Raw genomic sequence first — 18,804 nt, 5'->3', positions numbered from 1 at the left:
CCCGCCATCAACACACCGAATGCGCATGGGCAAGCCTGCCTGCCCATCATTTCGCCCGCTGGTGGTCTGCTCGACGAGAGCCGACCGGAGTTACTTGCGGGTGAGCAACGCGATGAGGCCGGCGCCTGCGGCTCCGAGGGCAGCGCCCACGCCGAGGCTCGTTCCCGTGCCGGGTCCCTGGTTGATTTCTTGGCGCACACGGATGATGGCGGGCTCCGGAACGGGAACCTGCGCCAGCTTGAGGGATTCCTCCGAGGTAGCGGCCCATGCGGAGACGTACATGACCAGGCGCCACACCAGATAGAGGATGACCATGAGGCCGATGATGGGGCCGAAGGTCGCGCCAGCCGGGTTGGAGAGAGCATTAGAGGCGAACAGCGAACCGAGCTGCTTGATCACTTCCAGGGCGATGGCGCCGATGAACGCGGCCTGCAGGCCGGAACGGCGCGGCACGGTCGTGCGTGGCAGGTAGAAGACCATCCACGCCATGACGAGGAAGTTCGCTAGGACTCCGACGAGGATCGCCACGGTGAGAGTGATGTAGCGGATACCGGGAACGTCCCCGAGTCCCACCAGGTCCAGCAGGGTTTCCGTGAGCCCGGAACTACCAACGGCGGTGACACCGAAGGCGATTGCGAACGCAACCATGAGGCCGACCAGGCCGAGGAGGTCACTGATTTTGGACTTGAGGAAGCCCCCGGTGTCGGTGGGATCGAGCTTCCACATCTTGGACACGCCGTAGCGGAGATTGCTCATCCATCCCAGGCCGGACCACAGGGCGGTCAGGGCGCCGATGCCCGCGACAGCGCCACGCTGGTCGATGGCGGTGGAAAGGATGTCGTTGAGGAGAGTGCCCAATTCGCCATCGACTGATTCGGTGATGCGGTTTTCAAGGTCGGCGAGCAATTGATCGTTGTTGGCCAAGACGCTGGCGGCGGCAGCCATCACGAGCATGAGGATGGGGAAGATGGAGACGACAGAAAAGTAGGTAATGCCTGCGGAGTATTGGTTTCCGCCCATGGTTCCGTAGCGCTCCTGCATGCGCATGGTGTGGTCGACCAGCTGTGACTTGCGGCGGACCTTGTCTACGGCGCCCGGCTCGTCCTGGTGGGCGCGCTCTATCCCAAATTCGTCGGTGTAACGATCATCTGGCTGCGTGCTCGTGGCCACAAGGGTTCCTTCCCGAATAAATCAGTACTGATGTATCAACGTTAGGTAATGATGTGGCCAGCCGCACATGAAGCGGACAATTTAGCGGCGCGGGGCGAGGAATCCGACCTTGGCGTACACCTCTTCCAGGAGCGGCTCGGAGACCTCGCGGGCCCGCTCAGCACCAGCGGCGAGAATGCGCTCGAGTTCGCCCGGATCGCCCATGAGCTCCTCGTATCGGGCCTTGAGCGGCGTGGTGAAGGCCTCCAGCGCTTCGGCGGTGTCGGTCTTCAACGCGCCGTATCCCTGGCCCTCGTAGCCAGCGACGAGGGCATCGACGGGGGTAGAAGTCAGGGCCGACTGGATGACCAGAAGGTTGGACACGCCGGGCTTGTTGTCCTTATCAAAGGCGATGACGCCGTCGTTGTCCGTGACGGCCGATTTGATGCGCTTGATGGACACCTTCGGATCATCAAGAAGGTTGATGCACCCCTTGGGGTTGTCCGCCGACTTGGACATCTTGGCGGTAGGGTTTTGCAGGTCAAGAATTTTCGCCGCGCCCTGCGGAATGAAACCCTCGGGCACGACGAAGGTCTCCCCGTAGCGGGAGTTGAACCGCTCCGCGAGGGTGCGGGTGAGTTCGAGGTGCTGGCGCTGGTCCTCGCCCACGGGGACGAGTTCCGGGCGGTAGAGGAGGATGTCCGCGGCCATGAGGACGGGGTAGGTAAACAGGCCGACCGTGGTGCGGTCCTGGCCCTGCTTTGCGGACTTGTCCTTGAACTGGGTCATGCGCCCGGCCTCACCGAAACCGGTGATACAGCTCAAGACCCAGTTCAGCTCAGCATGCTGCGGCACGTGGGATTGCACGAAGAGGGATGACTTCGCCGGGTCGATGCCCAGGGCGATCAGCTGGGCGGCTCCGGCGACGGTGCGGGCTCGCAGCTCCGCGGGGTCCTGCTGGACCGTGATCGAATGCAGGTCGGGGATGAAGTAGAACGCCTCATACGTGTCTTGCAGATCGATCCATTGCTTGAGCGCACCGAGGTAGTTGCCCAGGTGATAAGAATCCGCCGTGGGCTGAATCCCGGAAAGGACGCGCTGGCGAGTATCGGTCGACGTCTGCTCACTCATGGGGAACAAGTCTAGTCCCCCACGAATGTGGAGGTACTACTTACCCAGTTTGCGGGAGGTGGGGCTGAGCTTGTCCAGGCCCATGGCAATAGCGGCGACGATCAAGGCACCGCCGATGCCCATGACGATGGCCGCGACCATGGTCATGACGGAGTGGCCGAGATCGGCGGCCCAGAAATAGCCGCCCACGAGGAGGACAGCACCGAGAACGAGCGAGATGAGTGCGCGCATGAGCGGATTCCACTTCTGTTGTTGTGATTTAAGGCAATATCGGGGTCATTCTATCAACCGGCTGGCTGATCTGGGTCATCTCTCCGCCTCCACTTCTGCTTCTTCTCCCCCTCTGGTCGTTTTTTCCGGTCGAGGAGGGAGTAGCGGGAGATGTCGAAGGAGACGCGGCGGATGCCGCGGCGCATGTAGCGGTAGGAGCTGCGCAGGCGGGGGTCGATGGGCTGGTCTTTGCCTTGGTAGTCGAAGACGGGCAGGCTCCAGCCGCGGTACATGGCCAGCACGCGCACGGCGAAGGCGGTGATGAGGGTGATGACGATGACCCAGTTCTCCCCCAGCCCTAGTTCCAGCAGGCTGACGTAGGTGATCGTGGCCAGGATGGAAATCGACGCGTAGAGCTCCTTGGAAAACACCAAGGGCACCCGGTCGGACATGAGATCGCGCAGCACACCTCCGGAGACACCGTTGACCACGGCAGCGACGCAGGCGATGACGAACCCGTGTCCCATCTCCAGGGCGACCTGGGTGCCGATGACGGAGAAGGCGGCGAGGCCGACGGCGTCGGCAAGCAAGAACAGCTTGCGGAAGTAGTGCATGATGAAGGACAACGCGACCGTCGTTAAGGCGGCGGCGACCACGATGATGAGGTAGCGCGGCTCCGCGACCCACGCCAGGGGGTAGTGGTCAAGGAGGACATCGCGCATCGTGCCGCCGCCGAGGGCCGTGAGGCCGGCGAGGGCGATGACTCCGAAGAGGTCCATGCGCTGCCGGCCGGCTGCCAGGGCCGCGGTGATCGCTTCGGCGGTGATGCCGATGATGAACAGCGTGGTCAGCAGCTGCGCGGTGTCCAGGGCATCCATTAGCGGTAGGTGACGTTCAGCGGCGAGTGGTCGGACCAGCGGGTTTCCACGGATGGTGCGCGATCAACCCAGGAGCGCTCGGCGCGCTCCAGCATGGACGCGGTGGCGGCTTGGTAGTCGATGCGCCACCCGGCGTCGTTGTTGAAGGCTTGCCCGCGGAAGGTCCACCACGTGTAGGGGCCCTCGCCTTCCGGCTGGAGGCGGCGCGCAACATCGAACCATTGCGGCTGCGTGGCGGCGGTGCGGACGGTGCGGCCGGGGTAATCAACCACGCCGAAGTACTCTCCCAGGCCGGGCTTTTCTTGGCTGGTCTCTTCTGGGAAGGCGCCGAATACGGAGTCCATGAAGGCGCGCTCGTCGGGGAGGAAGCCGGACTTCTTCTGGTTGGTCTTCCAATTCTTCAGGTCTTCGCGGCGGTGGCAGATGTTCCAATCGCCGCCGATGACCATGTCACCGAACTCCTCGGCGCGGGCATCGAGGATCCCGGTGAACTCGTCGAGGAAGGTGTACTTTTCGTCCTGCTTAGCCGTACCGGCGGAGCCGGACGGCAGGTACAGGGAGGCCACCCGCACGCCCTCGTAGGTGCCTTCGATCCACCGGCCGGAATCGGGGAAGGAACCGAAACCCACGCGGACGTCGAAAAGCGGGGAGCGAGAGAGGATTCCCACACCTGCGCGGCCCTTCGCTGCGGCAGGTGCGCCGACGTAGTGCCAGCCGGAATCCAGCGCCGGCTGGAGGGCTGCGACCGTCTCCTCCACGGTGGCGCGCACCTCCTGGAGGAGGACCACCTCGGCGGCGGTCTGATCAAGCCAGGCATGCATGCCCGGGTTGTCCTCGTTGCGCTGTTTGACGGCGGCGCGGATGCCATTGACGTTGACGGAGGTGATGGTCAGACTCATTCCGATCACCTTAGTCGGGTGGCTGGGATCCAGATGAGGATGGCCAGCACTGCGAGCCCTGCACCGGCGATGGCGGGCGCGGAGTAGCCCCAACCGGCGGCGATGACCACGCCACCCAAAGCCGCGCCGAATGCGTTGGCCAGGTTGAGCGCCGAGTGGTTGAGCGAGGCGGCCAGAGTTTGGGCATCCCCGGCGACATCCATGAGGCGCAGTTGCAGGCTCGGGACGAGACTGGCGCCAAAGAAGCCGACGAAGGCGAAGGCGATGGTGCCGGGCACGACCCAGGCGGAAGCCCAGGAGAAGGTGAGGAGGATGACGCCGATCATGATGAGGGCGAAGAGGATGCCGCGATCGAGGTTGCGGTCGGCCAGGCGCCCACCAAACCAGTTGCCGGCGACGCTGCCCACGCCGTAGGCCATGAGCACCAGCCACATCCAGGACACGTCCATCCCTGCGCGCTCGGTCATCGTCCAGGAGATGTAGGTGTAGACGGCGAACATGCCGCCGAATCCCACGGTGCCCATGGCTAGCGTTAGCCACACTTGGCTGCGGGTGAGCGCGCCCAGTTCGGTGCGGACCGAGGTGGTGGGCATCTGGGTCATGTGCGGCATGAGGAACCACAGGGCGGTGACGGTCATCGCCGCCAGCACAGCCACGAGGACATAGGCGGTGGCCCAGCCGAAGGCCTGGCCGAGTGCCTGCGCGGCCGGAACACCAGCGACAGTGGCCACGGATAGGCCCATGCCGACGAAGGCGATGGCGCGGCCCCGCTGTCCGGCGGGCGCCATCGACGCCGCCGAGAGGGCCGCGACGGAGAAGTACGCGCCGTGCGGGAGGCCTGCGATGAACCGGGCGGCCAGCAAGGTGGCGTAACTATCGGCCACTGCGGCGAGGACGTGCCCGAGGGTAAAGGCCGTCATGAGGATGAGCAGCAGGCGACGCCGGGGAACGAATCCCGTGAGCGCGGTGATGAGCGGGGCTCCGACGACCACGCCGAGGGCGTACGCGGAGATGATGTGTCCGGCTTGGTTTTCGGCGATGCCAAAGTCGTCGGCGATGAGCGGGAGCAGGCCCATGGAGACGAATTCGGACGTGCCGATGGCGAAGCCGCCGAGTGCCAGGGCGATCATGACGATGATGCGGCGGGGTTCGGATATCTCAGTCTGCCGGGGAACGGGTTGGCGGGTCACATGCACGGGGCGCCACCATACACCCACTCCGGCTCGTGCAAAACTCTCTTCCGCAACCGAATAAGGGCGTGCTATCTTTGCCTAGCCTTACCTACTTATCTCATTCTTCCAGCGAAAGGTCCGCCATGCGCGCTGCCATTCCAGTTATCCTCGTCGCCTCTGCCCTCACTCTGGCAGCATGCGGTTCCGCGTCCGAGTCCACCTCTACCTCGGAGTCCGCCGACGCCAAGACGACCGCCACCTCGGGCGAGTTCCCCGTGACCCTGGACCACGCGTTCGGGTCGACCACCATCGAGTCCCAGCCCGAGCGCGTGGCCACGATTGGCTGGGCCAACAACGAGGTGCCCCTGGCTCTCGACGTGGTTCCCGTCGGCATGTCCAAGGCTGCCTTCGGCGACGATGACGGCGACGGCATCCTCCCCTGGGTCGAGGAGAAGCTCGAGGAACTGGGCGGCGAGACCCCGGTGCTCTTCGACGAGACCGACTCCATTCCTTTCGAGCAGATCGCTGACACCCAGCCCGATGTCATCCTCGCTGCCTACTCCGGCATCACCCAGGATGACTACGACAAGCTGTCCAAGATCGCTCCCGTCGTCGCCTACCCGGGAATCCCGTGGGGCACCTCATTGGATGAGATGATCACTCTCGATGCCACCGGACTGGGCATGGAGGACAAGGGCACAGAACTCAACACGGCCCTGGACACCGAAGTCGCTGACACCCTCAACCAGTTCCCCAATCTCAAAGAGGCCAAGGTCCTGTTCACCGCCTTCGGCGGCCAAAACGACAACTCCAAGATCGGTTTCTACGGCACCAAGGACCCGCGCGCGGGCTTCCTCGCCGACGCCGGAATCGGCGTCCCCCAGATCGTGCAGGACGAAAGCGGGCAGGCCGAGAGCTTCTGGATCGAGCGCTCCGCCGAAGATGTCGAGGCTTTCAGCGACGTCACCCTCATGATCTCCTACGGCTCCGATGATCCGGCGGAGAACGCCAAGACCCTGGCCGAGCTCCAGGCCCACCCCCTGCTGGGACGCATCCCCGCCATCCGCGACGGCCACGTTGCCTTCCTGGGCAACGGTCCCCTGGCAGCAGCCGCCACCCCGTCCCCGCTGTCCATCCCGTGGAGCATCCAGGATTACTTCTCACTGCTCAACGACGCCCTGAACTAATCTCTTGGACCGCTCACACCCGCGCCGTCTCCTGTTCACCCTCGCGCTCATCCTCGGATTGGGCGTGGTGGGTGTGGCCTCCGTGGCCTTCGGCATGCGCGATATTTCCTTCACCGACGTCTGGGCCGCGTTGCAGGGCCACACCGACACCGTCGACCAGGCGGCAGCTCACCAGCGGATCCCGCGCACCATCCTCGCGATGATCATCGGGGCAGCACTGGCGGTATCGGGAACCACGATGCAGGCGATCACCCGCAATCCCTTGGCTGATCCCGGCATCTTCGGCGTCCTCGCCGGCGCCGCGCTGGCCGTGGTCATTGGCATTGCCTTCTTTGGGCTCAACAATCAGGTGTCCACGTTTTTCGTCGCCATCATCGGTTCCGCCGCCGCGGCGATCTTCGTGTACACCGTGGGATCGCTCGGCGGGGCCGGGGCGACGCCGCTGACGCTCGCCCTCGCGGGGGCTGCGACGGCTGCGGCCGCTACCTCGCTGGTCAGCGCCATTCTTCTCCCCCGCGTCGACGTCATGGACACCTTCCGTTTCTGGCAGATCGGCAATGTCGGCGGTGCGGACTTTGAGCAGATGGCACTAGCCGCCCCCTTCCTCATCGTTGGTGGCCTGTTGTGTTGGGGAAGTGCGACCGGCCTCAACGCCCTCGCGCTCGGCGATGACATTGCTACCGGCCTCGGCGCTCGCACGGGCACCACACGGCTGGTTTCCACCCTCGGGGCCGTGACCCTCTGCGGAGTGGCCACCGCCTTGGCCGGGCCGATTGGCTTCGTCGGGCTCATCATCCCGCACCTGTGCCGCCTGCTCGTTGGTACCGATCACCGCTGGCTCATGCCGATCACGGCGCTCGCAGGGGCAATTCTCTTGGTCAGCGCCGATACCCTCGGCCGGGTGGTCAACCGTCCCAGCGAGATCGCCGTGGCCGTGCTCACCCCGATCATTGGTGCCCCGCTGTTCATTTGGATCGTCCGCCGAACGAAGGCCCGCGAACTATGACCACCTCTCTGCGCGCCGGCCGCGCTGCCCGTCGCCGCTCTCGTGTCATCACCATCAGCGTTCTCAGTCTCATCCTCGCGGCGCTCGTCGCCACCGCCCTCATGGTCGGTGAGACCTTTTACCCTCCGGGCGATGTCATCGCTGTCATTGCCGGCGAGCGAGTACCCGGCGCGTCTTATACGGTCGGTGAGCTGCGGCTGCCCCGCACTGCACTCGCCGTCGTCGCGGGCGCGTCCTTCGGTGTGTCTGGCGTGGTGTTCCAAACCATGCTGCGCAATCAGCTCGCTTCGCCCGATATCATCGGCATCTCTTCCGGCGCTGGTGCAGCAGGGGTCGTCGGCATTGTGTTCTTCCATCTCAATCAGGCCACGGTGTCCCTCCTCGCCCTTCTCGCGGCCCTGCTCGTTGCGGCCTTGATTTATGCCTTGTCGTTGCGCAGCGGCTTCGCGGGAACCCGGCTCATTCTCATCGGCATCGGCGTCGCGGCCTTGCTGCAATCGGTGGTTACCTACACGCTCTCCCGCGCCGCGGCGTGGGATCTTCCCACCGCCACGCGTTGGCTGACGGGATCGCTCAACGCCGCCAGCTGGACGTGGGTGGTGCCGGTGGCGATCACCGCCGGGTTGATGATCCCCCTCATTGTGGTGCTCAGCCACCGTCTCTCCGTTTTGCGCATGGGCGATGATCTGGCGTCCGCGCTGGGCATCCCGGTGACCGCCACCCGCATCACGATCATTATCGCTGCCGTGGCCCTCATCGCCGTGGCTACGGCCGCGTGCGGTCCCATCGCGTTCGTCGCGTTCATGTCGGGTCCTATCGCCATGCGGCTCATTGGCCCCGGCGCCTCCCCCATCGCGGCTGCCGCGCTCGTTGGCGCGCTGCTCGTGCTCGGGGCGGATCTGCTGGGCCAGTTCGCGTTGGGCACCCGCTACCCGGTCGGCGTCATCACGGGCATCCTTGGCGCGCCGTACCTGATCTTCCTTCTCATTCGTTCCCAGCGCACCGGAGGTGCCTCATGACCGCATCCCATTCGTTATCCGCCCGGGATCTCACCCTCGGATACGGTACCCGCCAGGTCGCCACCGACCTCAACGTTGAGATCGCGCCGGGCGCCGTGACCGCCATCATTGGCGCCAACGGCTGCGGCAAATCAACCCTCCTGCGTGCGCTGTCCCGCCTGCTCACACCCGAGTCCGGGCAGGTGCTTATCGACGCCGCGCCGATCAACGATCTGCCCACCCGCGAGCTGGCCCGCATCCTGGGTCTGCTTCCGCAGACCCCCACCGCGCCCGACGGCATCACCGTCGCCGATCTCGTTGGTCGCGGCCGCACACCCCATCAGGGGTTGTTCGGCCGGTGGAGCACCACAGACTACGAGGTCGTTGCCGATTCCCTCGCCGCCACTGGACTCACTGAGCTGGCTGAACGCAGCGTCGATGAGTTGTCCGGCGGCCAGCGGCAACGGGTGTGGATCGCCATGGCGCTGGCCCAAGATACCGATATTTTGCTCCTCGACGAACCAACTACCTACCTCGACGTCGCCAACCAGCTCGACATTCTTGATCTCTTGCTCGACCTCAATGCCCGCCGCGGCACCACCATCGTCATGGTGTTGCACGACCTCAACTTGGCGGCCCGCTACTGCGATCACCTCATTGCCATGCGTGAGGGGGCGATCGTGGCCTCCGGTACTCCCGACGAGGTGGTGACCGCCGCGACGGTCAAAGAGGTCTTCGCTCTCGAATCCCATGTCATGCCCGACCCCGTTTCCGGCCGCCCGATGGTCATGCCCATCGGCCGTCACCACATCCTGAGGTAATCCAGTGACTTTTCAGCCCTTCACCGTCCGCGTCCATTCCCTCGAGCGCCTGACCCCCACGTTCCTGCGGCTGGTCCTCTCCGGCGATACGCTCCACGATTTCACCATCAATGGGCCCATCTTGGATCAGCGCATCAAGTTCATCATCCCCACCGCTTCCGGCAACCTGCCAACGCTGCCCACCGACGGCACCTGGTTCGACTACTGGCGCGGCCTCCCCGAGGACGAGCGAGGCCACATCCGCACCTACTCCGTCCGTGAGCTGCAGGACAACCTGCTCACTGTCGACGTCGTCTTGCACCTCAAGGAGGGCGAGTCCGGCCCCGCCGCCACGTGGGCCGCCAACGCTGAGATCGGCGACGAGCTCATCGTCATCGGCCCCGGGCCGGAAAGCCAGTACGGCGGCGGCATTGAGTTCTTCCCCGGCCGCGCCACCGAGGTGCGGCTTATCGGTGATGAAACCGCCGTCCCCGCGGTCGCCCGCATCCTCGAAGACCTGCCCGCTGATGCCCGCGGCGAAGTCCTCCTCGAGGTACCAGCGGCAGAGGACCACCTCCCACTCCAGGCCCCGCCCGGTATCCGGGTGACCTGGCTCGACCGCAACGATGAGCCGTTTGGCGCACCCTTGACCCGCCACCTGCACATCGCCCTGGATGGTGATGACACCGACGAAGTGACGTGGGAGACCCCGACGTTTTCCGCGGCGGGTGAGCCCGTGGACGTCGATAAGCAGCCCGGTGAGGGCATCTACTACTGGATCGCCGGTGAGTCCGGCGTGGTGACAGCACTGCGCAGGCATTTGGTGAAGGAACGCGGCATCCCCCGGCACCAGGTGTGCTTCATGGGGTACTGGAAAGTGGGGGTCCCCATGGGGACCTAGCTTGGTAGGTGGCGCGTATCGGCCACCAAACAGGTATCCTGGTGGACTGACTCTATCGCCAAAACTTTAAAGGGAGACTCATGGCAAAGATCATCTGGACCCGTACCGACGAGGCACCGCTGCTGGCGACCTACTCGTTCAAGCCGGTCGTGGAGGCCTTCGTTGGCACCGCCGGTGTTGAGGTGGAAACCCGTGACATTTCCCTGGCCGGTCGCATTATCGCCCAGTTCCCCGATCGCCTGACCGATGAGCAGCGAATCGATGACGCTTTGGTGGAGCTGGGCGAGCTGGCTAAGACTCCGGAAGCCAACATTATCAAGCTCCCGAACATCTCCGCTTCCGTCCCGCAGCTCAAGGCCGCGATCGCCGAGCTGCAGGCCCAGGGCTATGATCTGCCGGATTACCCGGACAACCCGTCCACGGATGAGGACAAGGATGTCCGCAAGCGCTACGACGCCGTCAAGGGCTCGGCCGTCAACCCCGTCCTGCGTGAGGGCAACTCTGACCGCCGCGCGCCGGAGGCAGTGAAGAACTTCGTCAAGAAGCACCCGCACCGCATGGGCGCCTGGTCCGCTGACTCCAAGACCAACGTCGCCACCATGGATGCCGATGACTTCCGCCACAACGAGAAGTCCGTCATCATGCCGGCCGCAGACACCCTGACGTTCCAGCTGGTCGACGCCGCCGGGAACACCACCAAGCTCCGCGAGGACCTCGACGTCCTCGCCGGTGAAGTTGTTGACGGCACCGTCATGCGCGCCGCATCGCTGCAGCAGTTCCTCAACGAGCAGGTCGCCCGCGCCAAGGAAGAAGGCGTGCTCTTCTCCGTGCACCTCAAGGCCACGATGATGAAGGTCTCCGACCCGATCATCTTCGGCTACGTCGTTCGCACCTTCTTCGCCGACGTCTTTAACAAGTACGGCGATGAGCTCCTCGCCGCCGGCCTCGACGGCGAAAACGGCCTCGGCGCCATCTACTCCGGCCTGGACAGCCTGGACAACGGCGCGGAGATCCGCGCCGCCTTCGACGCCGCTCTGGCCGCCGGTCCCGAGCTGGCCATGGTCAACTCCCACAAGGGCATCACCAACCTGCACGTCCCCTCCGATGTCATCGTCGACGCCTCCATGCCGGCCATGATCCGCACCTCCGGCCACATGTGGAACAAGGACGACCAGGAGCAGGACACCCTCGCCGTCATCCCCGATTCCTCCTACGCCGGCGTCTACCAGGCTGTCATCGAGGACTGCAAGGCCAACGGCGCCTTCGACCCGACCACCATGGGCACCGTCCCCAACGTCGGCCTCATGGCACAGAAGGCCGAGGAGTACGGCTCCCACGACAAGACCTTCAAGATCGAGACCGACGGCACCGTCCAGGTCCTCAACGCTGCCGGTGACGTCCTCATCGAGCACGAGGTTTCTGCCGGTGACATCTGGCGCGCCTGCCAGACCAAGGACGCCCCGATCCAGGACTGGGTCAAGCTCGCCGTCGACCGCGCCCGCATCTCCGGTATGCCCGCCATCTTCTGGCTGGACCCCGCCCGCGCGCACGACCGCAACCTCATCTCTCTCGTGGAGAAGTACCTGGGCGACCACGATACCGAGGGCCTGGACATCCAGATCCTCTCCCCAGAGGAGGCCACCAAGGTCTCCATCGAGCGCATCCGCCGCGGCGAGGACACCATCTCCGTGACCGGCAACGTGCTGCGCGATTACAACACCGACCTCTTCCCCATCCTCGAGCTGGGTACGTCCGCCAAGATGCTCTCCGTCGTGCCGCTCATGGCCGGTGGTGGCCTCTTCGAGACCGGCGCCGGTGGCTCCGCCCCGAAGCACGTCCAGCAGGTGCAGGAAGAAAACCACCTGCGCTGGGATTCCCTCGGCGAGTTCCTCGCCCTGGCTGAGTCCCTGCGCCACGTCGCCCGCACCGAGGACAACGATCAGGCCGCCATCCTGGCCGACGCCCTGGACAAGGCCACGGAGAAGCTCCTCAACGAGGGCAAGTCCCCGTCCCGCAAGGTCGGCGAGATTGACAACCGCGGTTCCCACTTCTACCTGGCCTCTTACTGGGCCGAGGAACTGGCCGCGCAGACCGAGGACGCCGCACTCGCGGAGGCCTTCGGCCCGATCGCTACCGCCCTTAACGCCGACGCTGCTGTCATCGACCAGGAACTGATCGACAACCAGGGTCAGCCCGTTGACCTGGGTGGCTACTACCAGCCCAACGATGAGAAGACGAGCGATGTCATGCGTCCGTCCTCGAAGTTCAACGAGATCATTGACGGCTTGAAGTAGGTTGCAGTATCAAAGGCGCCCTTCGGGGCGCCTTTTTTATTCATACGGTGGCCTGGGTGTTTCCGAGAATTCTAGACAGCTCGGTTTGTTTGCCGCGTAGGGTGATTGCAACCAACCCGAAGGAAGCACACCATGACCAAGTACGACAACACCCAGGCCGCCGAATGGGCATTTGATACCCGCGCTATCCACGCCGGGTCCACGCTGGACGCCGATAACCGTTCGCGCAACCAGCCGATCCACCTCACCTCCTCATATGTCTTCGAGTCCGCCGAGCACGCCAAGCAGCGGTTCGCACTAGAAGACCTCGGCCCGGTGTACTCCCGCCTCACCAACCCGACGGTGGAGGCTTTAGAAAACCGCCTGGCTTCCCTCGAAGGCGGCGTGCACGCCGTCGCGTTCGCGTCCGGCCAGGCCGCGGAGACTGCCGCGATCCTTAACCTCGCGGGCGCGGGCGACCACATCGTGGCCTCCCCCCGCCTCTACGGCGGCACAGAGACCCTCTTCCAGGTCACGCTCAAGCGCCTGGGCATCGAGGTCAGCTTCGTGGAGAATCCCGACGATCCAGCCTCCTGGCAGGCCGCCGTCCGCCCGAATACCCGCGCATTCTTTGCCGAGACCTTTGGCAACCCCATCGCCGACGTCCTCGATATCCCGGCCGTCGCGGAGGTGGCCCACGCCAACCAGGTCCCGCTCATCGTCGACAACACCCTGGCCACCGCGGCCCTGGTCCGCCCGCTGGAGCTCGGCGCCGACATTGTCGTCGCCTCCTTGACCAAGTTCTACACCGGCAACGGCTCCGCCCTCGGCGGCATCCTCGTCGACGGCGGCACCTTCGACTGGTCCACCTTCGAGCAGTTCACCACCCCGGACCCCGCCTACCACGGCCTGCGCTACGTGGATCTCGGCCCGGCCGCGTTCGGCCTCAAGGCCCGGGTGGGCTTGCTGCGTGACACCGGCGCGGCCCTGTCCGCCTTCAATGCCTGGACGACCCTGCAGGGTCTAGACACCCTCTCCCTCCGGGTGGAGCGCCACAACAGCAACGCCGCGGCCGTTGCAAAGTTCTTGTCCACTCATCCGCAGGTGGCGTCGGTCAACTACGCCGGCCTGGCAACCTCCCCCTGGTTCGCCGTCAAGGAGAAGCTCGGCCTCACCCACACCGGCTCGGTGCTCAGCTTCGACCTCACCGGCCCGACCGATGACCACACCCGCGCCTGGGCGTTCATCGACGCCCTCAAGCTGCACTCCAACCTCGCCAACGTCGGCGACGTCCGCTCCCTCGTCGTCCACCCCGCGACCACCACGCACTCCCAATCCGACGCCGCCGGGCTCAAGCGCGCCGGAGTCAGCCAGGCCACCGTGCGCCTGTCTGTGGGCATCGAAAACATCGATGACATCCTCGCCGACCTCGAGCGCGGTTTCCAGGCGGTGAGCTCGTGACCCTTCACCAGGTCACCATCGGCGACCTCCCCACGGAAGCCGGTGCGCTCATCCCCGATGTCACCATCGCCTACCAGCAATGGGGCACGCTGCGCATCAACGACGACGGCACTAACAACCTCATCCTCGTCGAGCATGCTCTCACCGGCGACACCAACGTCGCCGAGTGGTGGGGTCCGCTGCTTGGCCCGGGAAAGGCCCTGGACACCGATGCCTGGTGCATCATCTGCACCAACGTCATCGGCGGCTGTCAAGGCTCCACCGGGCCCGGGTCGCCGCACCCCGACGGCGGCCGCTGGGGGTCGCGCTTCCCCGCCGTCAGCATCCGCGACCAGGTCACGGCAGAAAAGATGCTTCTCGACGCCCTCAGCATCACCCGAGTCCACGCCGTCCTCGGCGGCTCCATGGGCGGTGCCCGCACCCTCGAATGGGCGTTGATGTTCCCCGAGATGCTCGACACCGCTTGCGTCATGGCGGTCTCCGCCCGCGCCAGCGCCTGGCAGATCGGCATCCAATCCGCCCAGATCTCTGCCATCGTCCGCGACCCGCACTGGCACGGCGGCGACTTCTACGAGACGGGCTCCTCCCCCGACGCCGGTTTGGCCGCCGCTCGCCGCATCGCCCACCTGACCTACCGCGGCGAGCAGGAACTCGAAGAGCGCTTCGGCGCCCGCCCGCAACACGGCGAAAACCCCCTGGGCCCCTACCGCGATCCCTCCCAACGCTTCGGAGTGGATAGTTACCTGCAATACCAGGGCCAAAAGCTCGTCGAGCGCTTCGACGCCGGCAGCTACGTCACCCTCAGCGAAGCAATGAACCGCCACGACATCGGCCGCGGGCGGGGAGGCCTCAACAAAGCACTGGCCTCCTGCACCGTCCCCACGATGATCGTCGGCGTCGACACCGACATCCTCTATCCCTACCACCAGCAGGAACACCTCTCCCGCAACATCGGCAACCTCTTGGGAATCGCCCGGATCGTCTCCCCCGTCGGCCATGATGCCTTCCTCGCCGAGTTCCGACAAATGGATCGAATCCTTCGCCGCTTCCTCATCCTCAGCGTCCTCACCGAGGAAGAACATGAGGATGGCTACATCATCTAGAACGGTGTGGGCGCGCAGAGCCTCCAGACGTTTTCGGCGTCACTCCTTTCCGGGACCTGTCTAAGGCCATTGTCGCCAGGCCAAAATCCGATGGGCCTGGCGTCACCAACAAAGGAGACTTCGGGAAGAAACAGCTTGTTGTCTTGGTAGGCTAGTACACAACGAACCAGGCACTCACAATCGAAAGTCATTCACCGCTGGCCTTGGCGTTGCTTTTCGCCACCGGCTCATTGCCCGAAGCTGTGCTATTCGTGTCAAAAGCTCGTCGAGGAACGTCCAGTCACGAAATCCGATCTCATTACTGAAACGGAGACCAGACGAATCTTCGACCACGTGTCGAAAACCACAGAAAGTGGCGACGAGATGATTATCAGCGAAAGTCTGGAATGACGATTCGGCGTCTACCGCAAAAGTCACATCACCACAGGTCACAGTTACTGTTGGAGAGTAGGTTTGCAAAAATGAGTACTGTGGAATCTCTCTGACGCCAAAGTCAATATATCCAACCATGAAAACGATGAAGCCCGATTTCCCGAGGTACCACTCCGGCCCACTTCCGGCGGCGACGATAGCCTCAGCTGGGCCATCCTCTTCGTTTAGTCTAAAAAGATGAGGCGAAAGAAGCTGCCCAGCGCCACATGACGACGAATCCTCAAATTTAAGCGGTAATGGGTGATGGAGTGGCTGGACCTGGAGAAGAATCGACTTAACCGTCGAGTCTGGCAAGGGCAGGTGTGCCGAAATCTCCCCTCCGACAGCCCTTCTCACCCGAGCCATTAACCTATACATGGGCGCCGAGCCTGGTTTGAGAAGTCCCGACAAGCCCTGGGACCAGCCCACGCCAGATTCTTGCTAGGCGTACTTGTTCGGCTAGGGCGAACGCCGCCAACAACTCCATCGTTCATACGCGATTGTTTCCGCAAGGTGGAGACAACCCTTCACTTCGCCAATGTTGCCTTATTTAGGTTCTTCGCAGATCCTGATCCGGTTTAGTGAAAGAAGGCCACTCTCACGATATATCTGCTCAAGACAGTGTTTTCCGGTTCTTCCTACTCAACCACAGCGTGTACAAAATACCAGCGATCGCTCCGGTTATCGACAGAGACCGACCGGCGGACAGTACCGGGTTGGACCAATCGCCAGTAATAATCTGGATCACGGGTCTGCTGCACGATCAGGTGACAGTGGTTAGTCACGCAGCCTGATCGGCTGGTGTGGTCATGATTGTCTCGAACTCGATCGGGGTCAAGCGGCCTAGGCGGTCCTGTCTGCGGCGTCGGTGGTAGGTCCTCTCGATCCAGGTAACGATGGCGATCCGGAGCTCTTCTCGGCTGGCCCATGCGCGGCGGTCGAGGACGTTCTTCTGCAGGAGTGCGAAGAAGCTCTCCATGGCTGCGTTGTCCCCGCACGCACCGACGCGGCCCATGGATCCGGTCATGTCGTGAATGCCCAGAGCGCGCACGAATTTCCGGCTACGGAACTGAGACCCGCGGTCGGTGTGGACCACGCAGCCGGCCACGTCGCCGCGGCGGGCGACCGCGTTGTTGAGGGCAGCCACGGCTAGGCGGGACTTCATCCGCGAATCGATCGAGTACCCCACGATCCGGTTGGAGTAGACATCCTTGAACGCACAGAGGTAGAGCTTGCCCTCATTGGTCCAGTGCTCGGTGATATCGCCGATCCACAATTCGTTCGCGCCATCGGCCTTGAACTCGTGCCGGGTTCTGCCCTCCTCATCGGTGACGGCGCAGAGGTCATCGTGGACCGGTGGACCGGGCTTCTTACCGTTCTTGCCGCGTTTCTTCCCGAACACCGACCACCAGCGGTTGTCTGAGCAGATCCGCCACGCAGTGCGCGCTGCCATCGGTTGACCGAGATCGCGGGCCTCATCCACCAAATAGCGGTAGCCGAACTCGGGATCATCCCGGTGGGCGTCGAACAAGGCATTGGCACGGTAAGCCTCATTCAGCTCTGCATCGGTGATCGGGTCCGCCAGCCACCGGTAGTAGGGCTGGCGAGCAAGATTGAGCACCCGACACGTCACCGTGACGGGGACACCGTCCACGGCCAACTCACGAACGAGCGGGTACATCATTTTCCCGGCAGATTGGCCTGCGAGAGATACGCCGCGGCACGGCGGAGGACCTCGTTCTCCTGCTCCAAGAGACGGATCCTCTTCTTGGCGTCGCGCAGTTCAGCCGACTGAACCTGAGTCGAGCCCAACACTTCACCGTCCTCGAGGTCAGCCTTCTTCAGCCACGAGTACAGGGTAGTGAAGTGGACCCCGAAGTCCTTGGCGATCTGGGAGAGCTCGACACCGGGCTCACGATTCCGTGCGACACGGACAACGTCATCGCGGAACTCTTTGGGATAGGGCTTGGTCACGGTGTACATCCTTCCAGCCCAACCATCTGATTAGGCTGCTCGGTTGTCACCTGATCGTGCAGCAGACCCCACGGATAGGACTATGCCCACCGCGATGACCAGCATGAGGCAAAGCCCAAGCTTCCCTGGGTTCGTCATTGTTCCTCCCTTGCTGCGACCTTCGTCCACGAGTGGCGAAGATTTTAGGGCCGATAGTAACAGAGCTAGCCGATGGAGCTTCAGCACTCAGACTGCCGCTAGCAGTCTATCAAGTCTTGACCGGGGGAAATAGTCGCTTGAGGAGTGGCCCCCAGGCCAGGAAGAGCACCCTAAACTGCGCATCTGCAATGTCGAGATGGGGGCGGTCATTCTCCGCAAGACCGCTCGCCAACCAGAACTCCAGATAGAGAGCAACTGCTGGGGCATGAGCCTGTGCAGGTGTCGGTTGTGTGTCGGCTGCTAGGGCCGTTAGGCCTCCAGTTTTATCGGAAGGTAGAAATACCACGTCCGTGGACTTGACCACCCTTCCCGGACCCGCAAACTAGCTCACCCGACCAGCTAGGTTAACCCTCGATTGAATCACTTTGCTTCGTGCCTCGTAATTTCCGGGGGTCCCACAGCATGAAGGCGGCAACGATGAACGCACCCCAAGCAATGATGGCGATCGTTGTTTCATCCGATGTCATTGCGTAGATCGCAACAAAGAACGCGATCACGAACAGGGTGAGCCAGGGCTTTTTCAACTTACTGAACCTTTCCTTCGAGACTGTCCAGGGAAACACGGCCCCACCGTGGGGCCACGCCCGATCCTATTCAGATCCTCTTTCGCTATACAAGCAGCACCATCGAAATGAATTGAATACATGGACAGGTCCGTTCCCCGGCTGGCGCCCTTACATAAATGCCAGCAGTTCAGGCACTACCGTCAGGCCCAGCCCGCGGAATCCGCTCGCCTAGGATCCCAGCGCGTCGACCGAGGCCGATAGGAAGGCCATGGTTCCGCCGATGAGGAGGCAGAAGAAGGCGTCGAAACGCCGGGAGCGGACCGCGAATACTCCGAGGACGCGGGAGTCGCAGGTCAGGCGCAACAGGGCCAGCCACAGCATGGAGGCGCCAAGGACGAAGGTGGCTCGGCGCCAGTGTTCGGTGGCGGCGAATACGGAAGCGACGACGACGCCCACGACGAAGAGGATCATGCCCGCCCACTGCACCACGCGGGGGATGCGGGAGGGCGGCAGGTCCAGGTCGTGGGGGTTGTCGAGGGCTCCCATC

17 protein-coding genes are annotated in these 18,804 nt (G+C 63.8%); 8 read left to right on the top strand and 9 right to left on the bottom strand.

Translation table 11 applies throughout. The features are described 5' to 3' along the window. Positions 1-90: 90 nt before the first annotated feature. The 6 genes from CTEST_RS02680 to CTEST_RS02655 form a co-directional block, all read right to left on the bottom strand. Complete coding sequence (locus CTEST_RS02680) at positions 91-1,170, bottom strand: YhjD/YihY/BrkB family envelope integrity protein (RefSeq protein WP_047252426.1); 1,080 nt, start codon at positions 1,168-1,170, stop codon at positions 91-93. Positions 1,171-1,251: 81 nt separating this feature from the next. Further along, positions 1,252-2,280 carry a tryptophan--tRNA ligase gene (gene trpS, locus CTEST_RS02675; RefSeq protein WP_047252425.1) on the bottom strand — a complete coding sequence of 343 codons (1,029 nt, stop codon included), beginning with the start codon at positions 2,278-2,280 and terminating at the stop codon, positions 1,252-1,254. A 36-nt stretch (positions 2,281-2,316) separates the two neighbouring features. Continuing rightward, on the bottom strand, positions 2,317-2,511 hold the full coding sequence (locus tag CTEST_RS02670; protein ID WP_047252424.1) for a hypothetical protein: 195 nt from the start codon (positions 2,509-2,511) through the stop codon (positions 2,317-2,319). A gap of 53 nt (positions 2,512-2,564) precedes the next feature. Next, positions 2,565-3,368 (bottom strand): trimeric intracellular cation channel family protein, encoded by an 804-nt coding sequence (locus tag CTEST_RS02665; RefSeq protein WP_047252423.1) that lies wholly within the window; start codon positions 3,366-3,368, stop codon positions 2,565-2,567. Further along, positions 3,368-4,267, bottom strand: a complete 900-nt coding sequence (locus CTEST_RS02660) for an exodeoxyribonuclease III (protein ID WP_047252422.1) — start codon at positions 4,265-4,267, stop codon at positions 3,368-3,370. Before CTEST_RS02660 ends, CTEST_RS02665 begins: the two co-directional genes overlap by 1 nt. Before the next feature lie 5 nt (positions 4,268-4,272). After that, positions 4,273-5,484 carry an MFS transporter gene (locus CTEST_RS02655; RefSeq protein WP_047252421.1) on the bottom strand — a complete coding sequence of 404 codons (1,212 nt, stop codon included), beginning with the start codon at positions 5,482-5,484 and terminating at the stop codon, positions 4,273-4,275. Positions 5,485-5,582: 98 nt separating this feature from the next. On the opposite strand from CTEST_RS02655, the gene CTEST_RS02650 reads away from it, so the two are divergent. The 8 genes from CTEST_RS02650 (at position 5,583) to metX (ending at position 15,168) form a co-directional block, all read left to right on the top strand. Next, positions 5,583-6,626, top strand: coding sequence for an ABC transporter substrate-binding protein (locus CTEST_RS02650; protein WP_047252420.1), 1,044 nt, complete (start codon positions 5,583-5,585; stop codon positions 6,624-6,626). Between the two features lie 94 nt (positions 6,627-6,720). Then, a complete protein-coding gene (locus CTEST_RS02645) occupies positions 6,721-7,632 on the top strand; it encodes a FecCD family ABC transporter permease (protein ID WP_201774827.1) in 912 nt (303 codons plus the stop codon). After that, complete coding sequence (locus CTEST_RS02640) at positions 7,629-8,651, top strand: FecCD family ABC transporter permease (RefSeq protein WP_047252418.1); 1,023 nt, start codon at positions 7,629-7,631, stop codon at positions 8,649-8,651. Before CTEST_RS02645 ends, CTEST_RS02640 begins: the two co-directional genes overlap by 4 nt. Then, positions 8,648-9,451, top strand: a complete 804-nt coding sequence (locus CTEST_RS02635) for an ABC transporter ATP-binding protein (RefSeq protein WP_047252417.1) — start codon at positions 8,648-8,650, stop codon at positions 9,449-9,451. The genes CTEST_RS02640 and CTEST_RS02635 overlap by 4 nt, the downstream gene beginning before the upstream one ends. 4 nt (positions 9,452-9,455) lie before the next feature. After that, positions 9,456-10,331, top strand: a complete 876-nt coding sequence (locus CTEST_RS02630; RefSeq protein ID WP_047252416.1) for a siderophore-interacting protein — start codon at positions 9,456-9,458, stop codon at positions 10,329-10,331. An 80-nt stretch (positions 10,332-10,411) separates the two neighbouring features. Beyond that, positions 10,412-12,625 carry an NADP-dependent isocitrate dehydrogenase gene (locus CTEST_RS02625; RefSeq protein ID WP_047252415.1) on the top strand — a complete coding sequence of 738 codons (2,214 nt, stop codon included), beginning with the start codon at positions 10,412-10,414 and terminating at the stop codon, positions 12,623-12,625. Between the two features lie 132 nt (positions 12,626-12,757). Further along, complete coding sequence (locus tag CTEST_RS02620; RefSeq protein WP_047252414.1) at positions 12,758-14,065, top strand: O-acetylhomoserine/O-acetylserine sulfhydrylase; 1,308 nt, start codon at positions 12,758-12,760, stop codon at positions 14,063-14,065. Beyond that, the gene (gene metX / locus CTEST_RS02615; RefSeq protein ID WP_047252413.1) at positions 14,062-15,168 is read left to right on the top strand and encodes a homoserine O-acetyltransferase MetX; all 1,107 of its coding nucleotides are present in this window, start codon (positions 14,062-14,064) and stop codon (positions 15,166-15,168) included. The genes CTEST_RS02620 and metX overlap by 4 nt, the downstream gene beginning before the upstream one ends. A 1,192-nt stretch (positions 15,169-16,360) precedes the next feature. Here metX and CTEST_RS02610 read toward each other — a convergent pair. From CTEST_RS02610 to CTEST_RS02595, 3 genes are all read right to left on the bottom strand, one after another. Beyond that, a protein-coding gene (locus CTEST_RS02610; protein ID WP_407919233.1) for an IS3 family transposase occupies positions 16,361-17,553 on the bottom strand; the annotation gives its coding sequence in 2 pieces (ribosomal slippage) (positions 16,361-17,266 and positions 17,269-17,553; 1,191 coding nt in all). 542 nt (positions 17,554-18,095) lie between these two features. Next, positions 18,096-18,275 (bottom strand): hypothetical protein, encoded by a 180-nt coding sequence (locus CTEST_RS02600; protein ID WP_144413202.1) that lies wholly within the window; start codon positions 18,273-18,275, stop codon positions 18,096-18,098. 210 nt (positions 18,276-18,485) lie between these two features. Continuing rightward, positions 18,486-18,803, bottom strand: coding sequence for a DUF3017 domain-containing protein (locus CTEST_RS02595; RefSeq protein WP_047252411.1), 318 nt, complete (start codon positions 18,801-18,803; stop codon positions 18,486-18,488). Between the last annotated feature and the right edge of the window lies 1 nt (position 18,804).

Source organism: Corynebacterium testudinoris, assembly GCF_001021045.1.
Classification (GTDB): Bacteria; Actinomycetota; Actinomycetes; order Mycobacteriales; family Mycobacteriaceae; genus Corynebacterium; species Corynebacterium testudinoris.
Note: the sequence above shows the minus strand (reverse complement) of the source record. Positions and strands in the feature narration are given on the sequence as shown.

Bases quoted from the DNA above. Each gene is read 5' to 3' on its own strand.
- trpS (WP_047252425.1), bottom strand. From the start codon at position 2,280: ATGAGTGAGCAGACGTCGACCGATACTCGCCAGCGCGTCCTTTCCGGG.
- CTEST_RS02670 (WP_047252424.1), bottom strand. From the start codon at position 2,511: ATGCGCGCACTCATCTCGCTCGTTCTCGGTGCTGTCCTCCTCGTGGGC.
- CTEST_RS02665 (WP_047252423.1), bottom strand. From the start codon at position 3,368: ATGGATGCCCTGGACACCGCGCAGCTGCTGACCACGCTGTTCATCATC.
- CTEST_RS02660 (WP_047252422.1), bottom strand. From the start codon at position 4,267: ATGAGTCTGACCATCACCTCCGTCAACGTCAATGGCATCCGCGCCGCC.
- CTEST_RS02650 (WP_047252420.1), top strand. From the start codon at position 5,583: ATGCGCGCTGCCATTCCAGTTATCCTCGTCGCCTCTGCCCTCACTCTG.
- CTEST_RS02645 (WP_201774827.1), top strand. From the start codon at position 6,721: ATGCGCGATATTTCCTTCACCGACGTCTGGGCCGCGTTGCAGGGCCAC.
- CTEST_RS02640 (WP_047252418.1), top strand. From the start codon at position 7,629: ATGACCACCTCTCTGCGCGCCGGCCGCGCTGCCCGTCGCCGCTCTCGT.
- CTEST_RS02635 (WP_047252417.1), top strand. From the start codon at position 8,648: ATGACCGCATCCCATTCGTTATCCGCCCGGGATCTCACCCTCGGATAC.
- CTEST_RS02625 (WP_047252415.1), top strand. From the start codon at position 10,412: ATGGCAAAGATCATCTGGACCCGTACCGACGAGGCACCGCTGCTGGCG.
- CTEST_RS02620 (WP_047252414.1), top strand. From the start codon at position 12,758: ATGACCAAGTACGACAACACCCAGGCCGCCGAATGGGCATTTGATACC.
- CTEST_RS02595 (WP_047252411.1), bottom strand. From the start codon at position 18,803: ATGGGAGCCCTCGACAACCCCCACGACCTGGACCTGCCGCCCTCCCGC.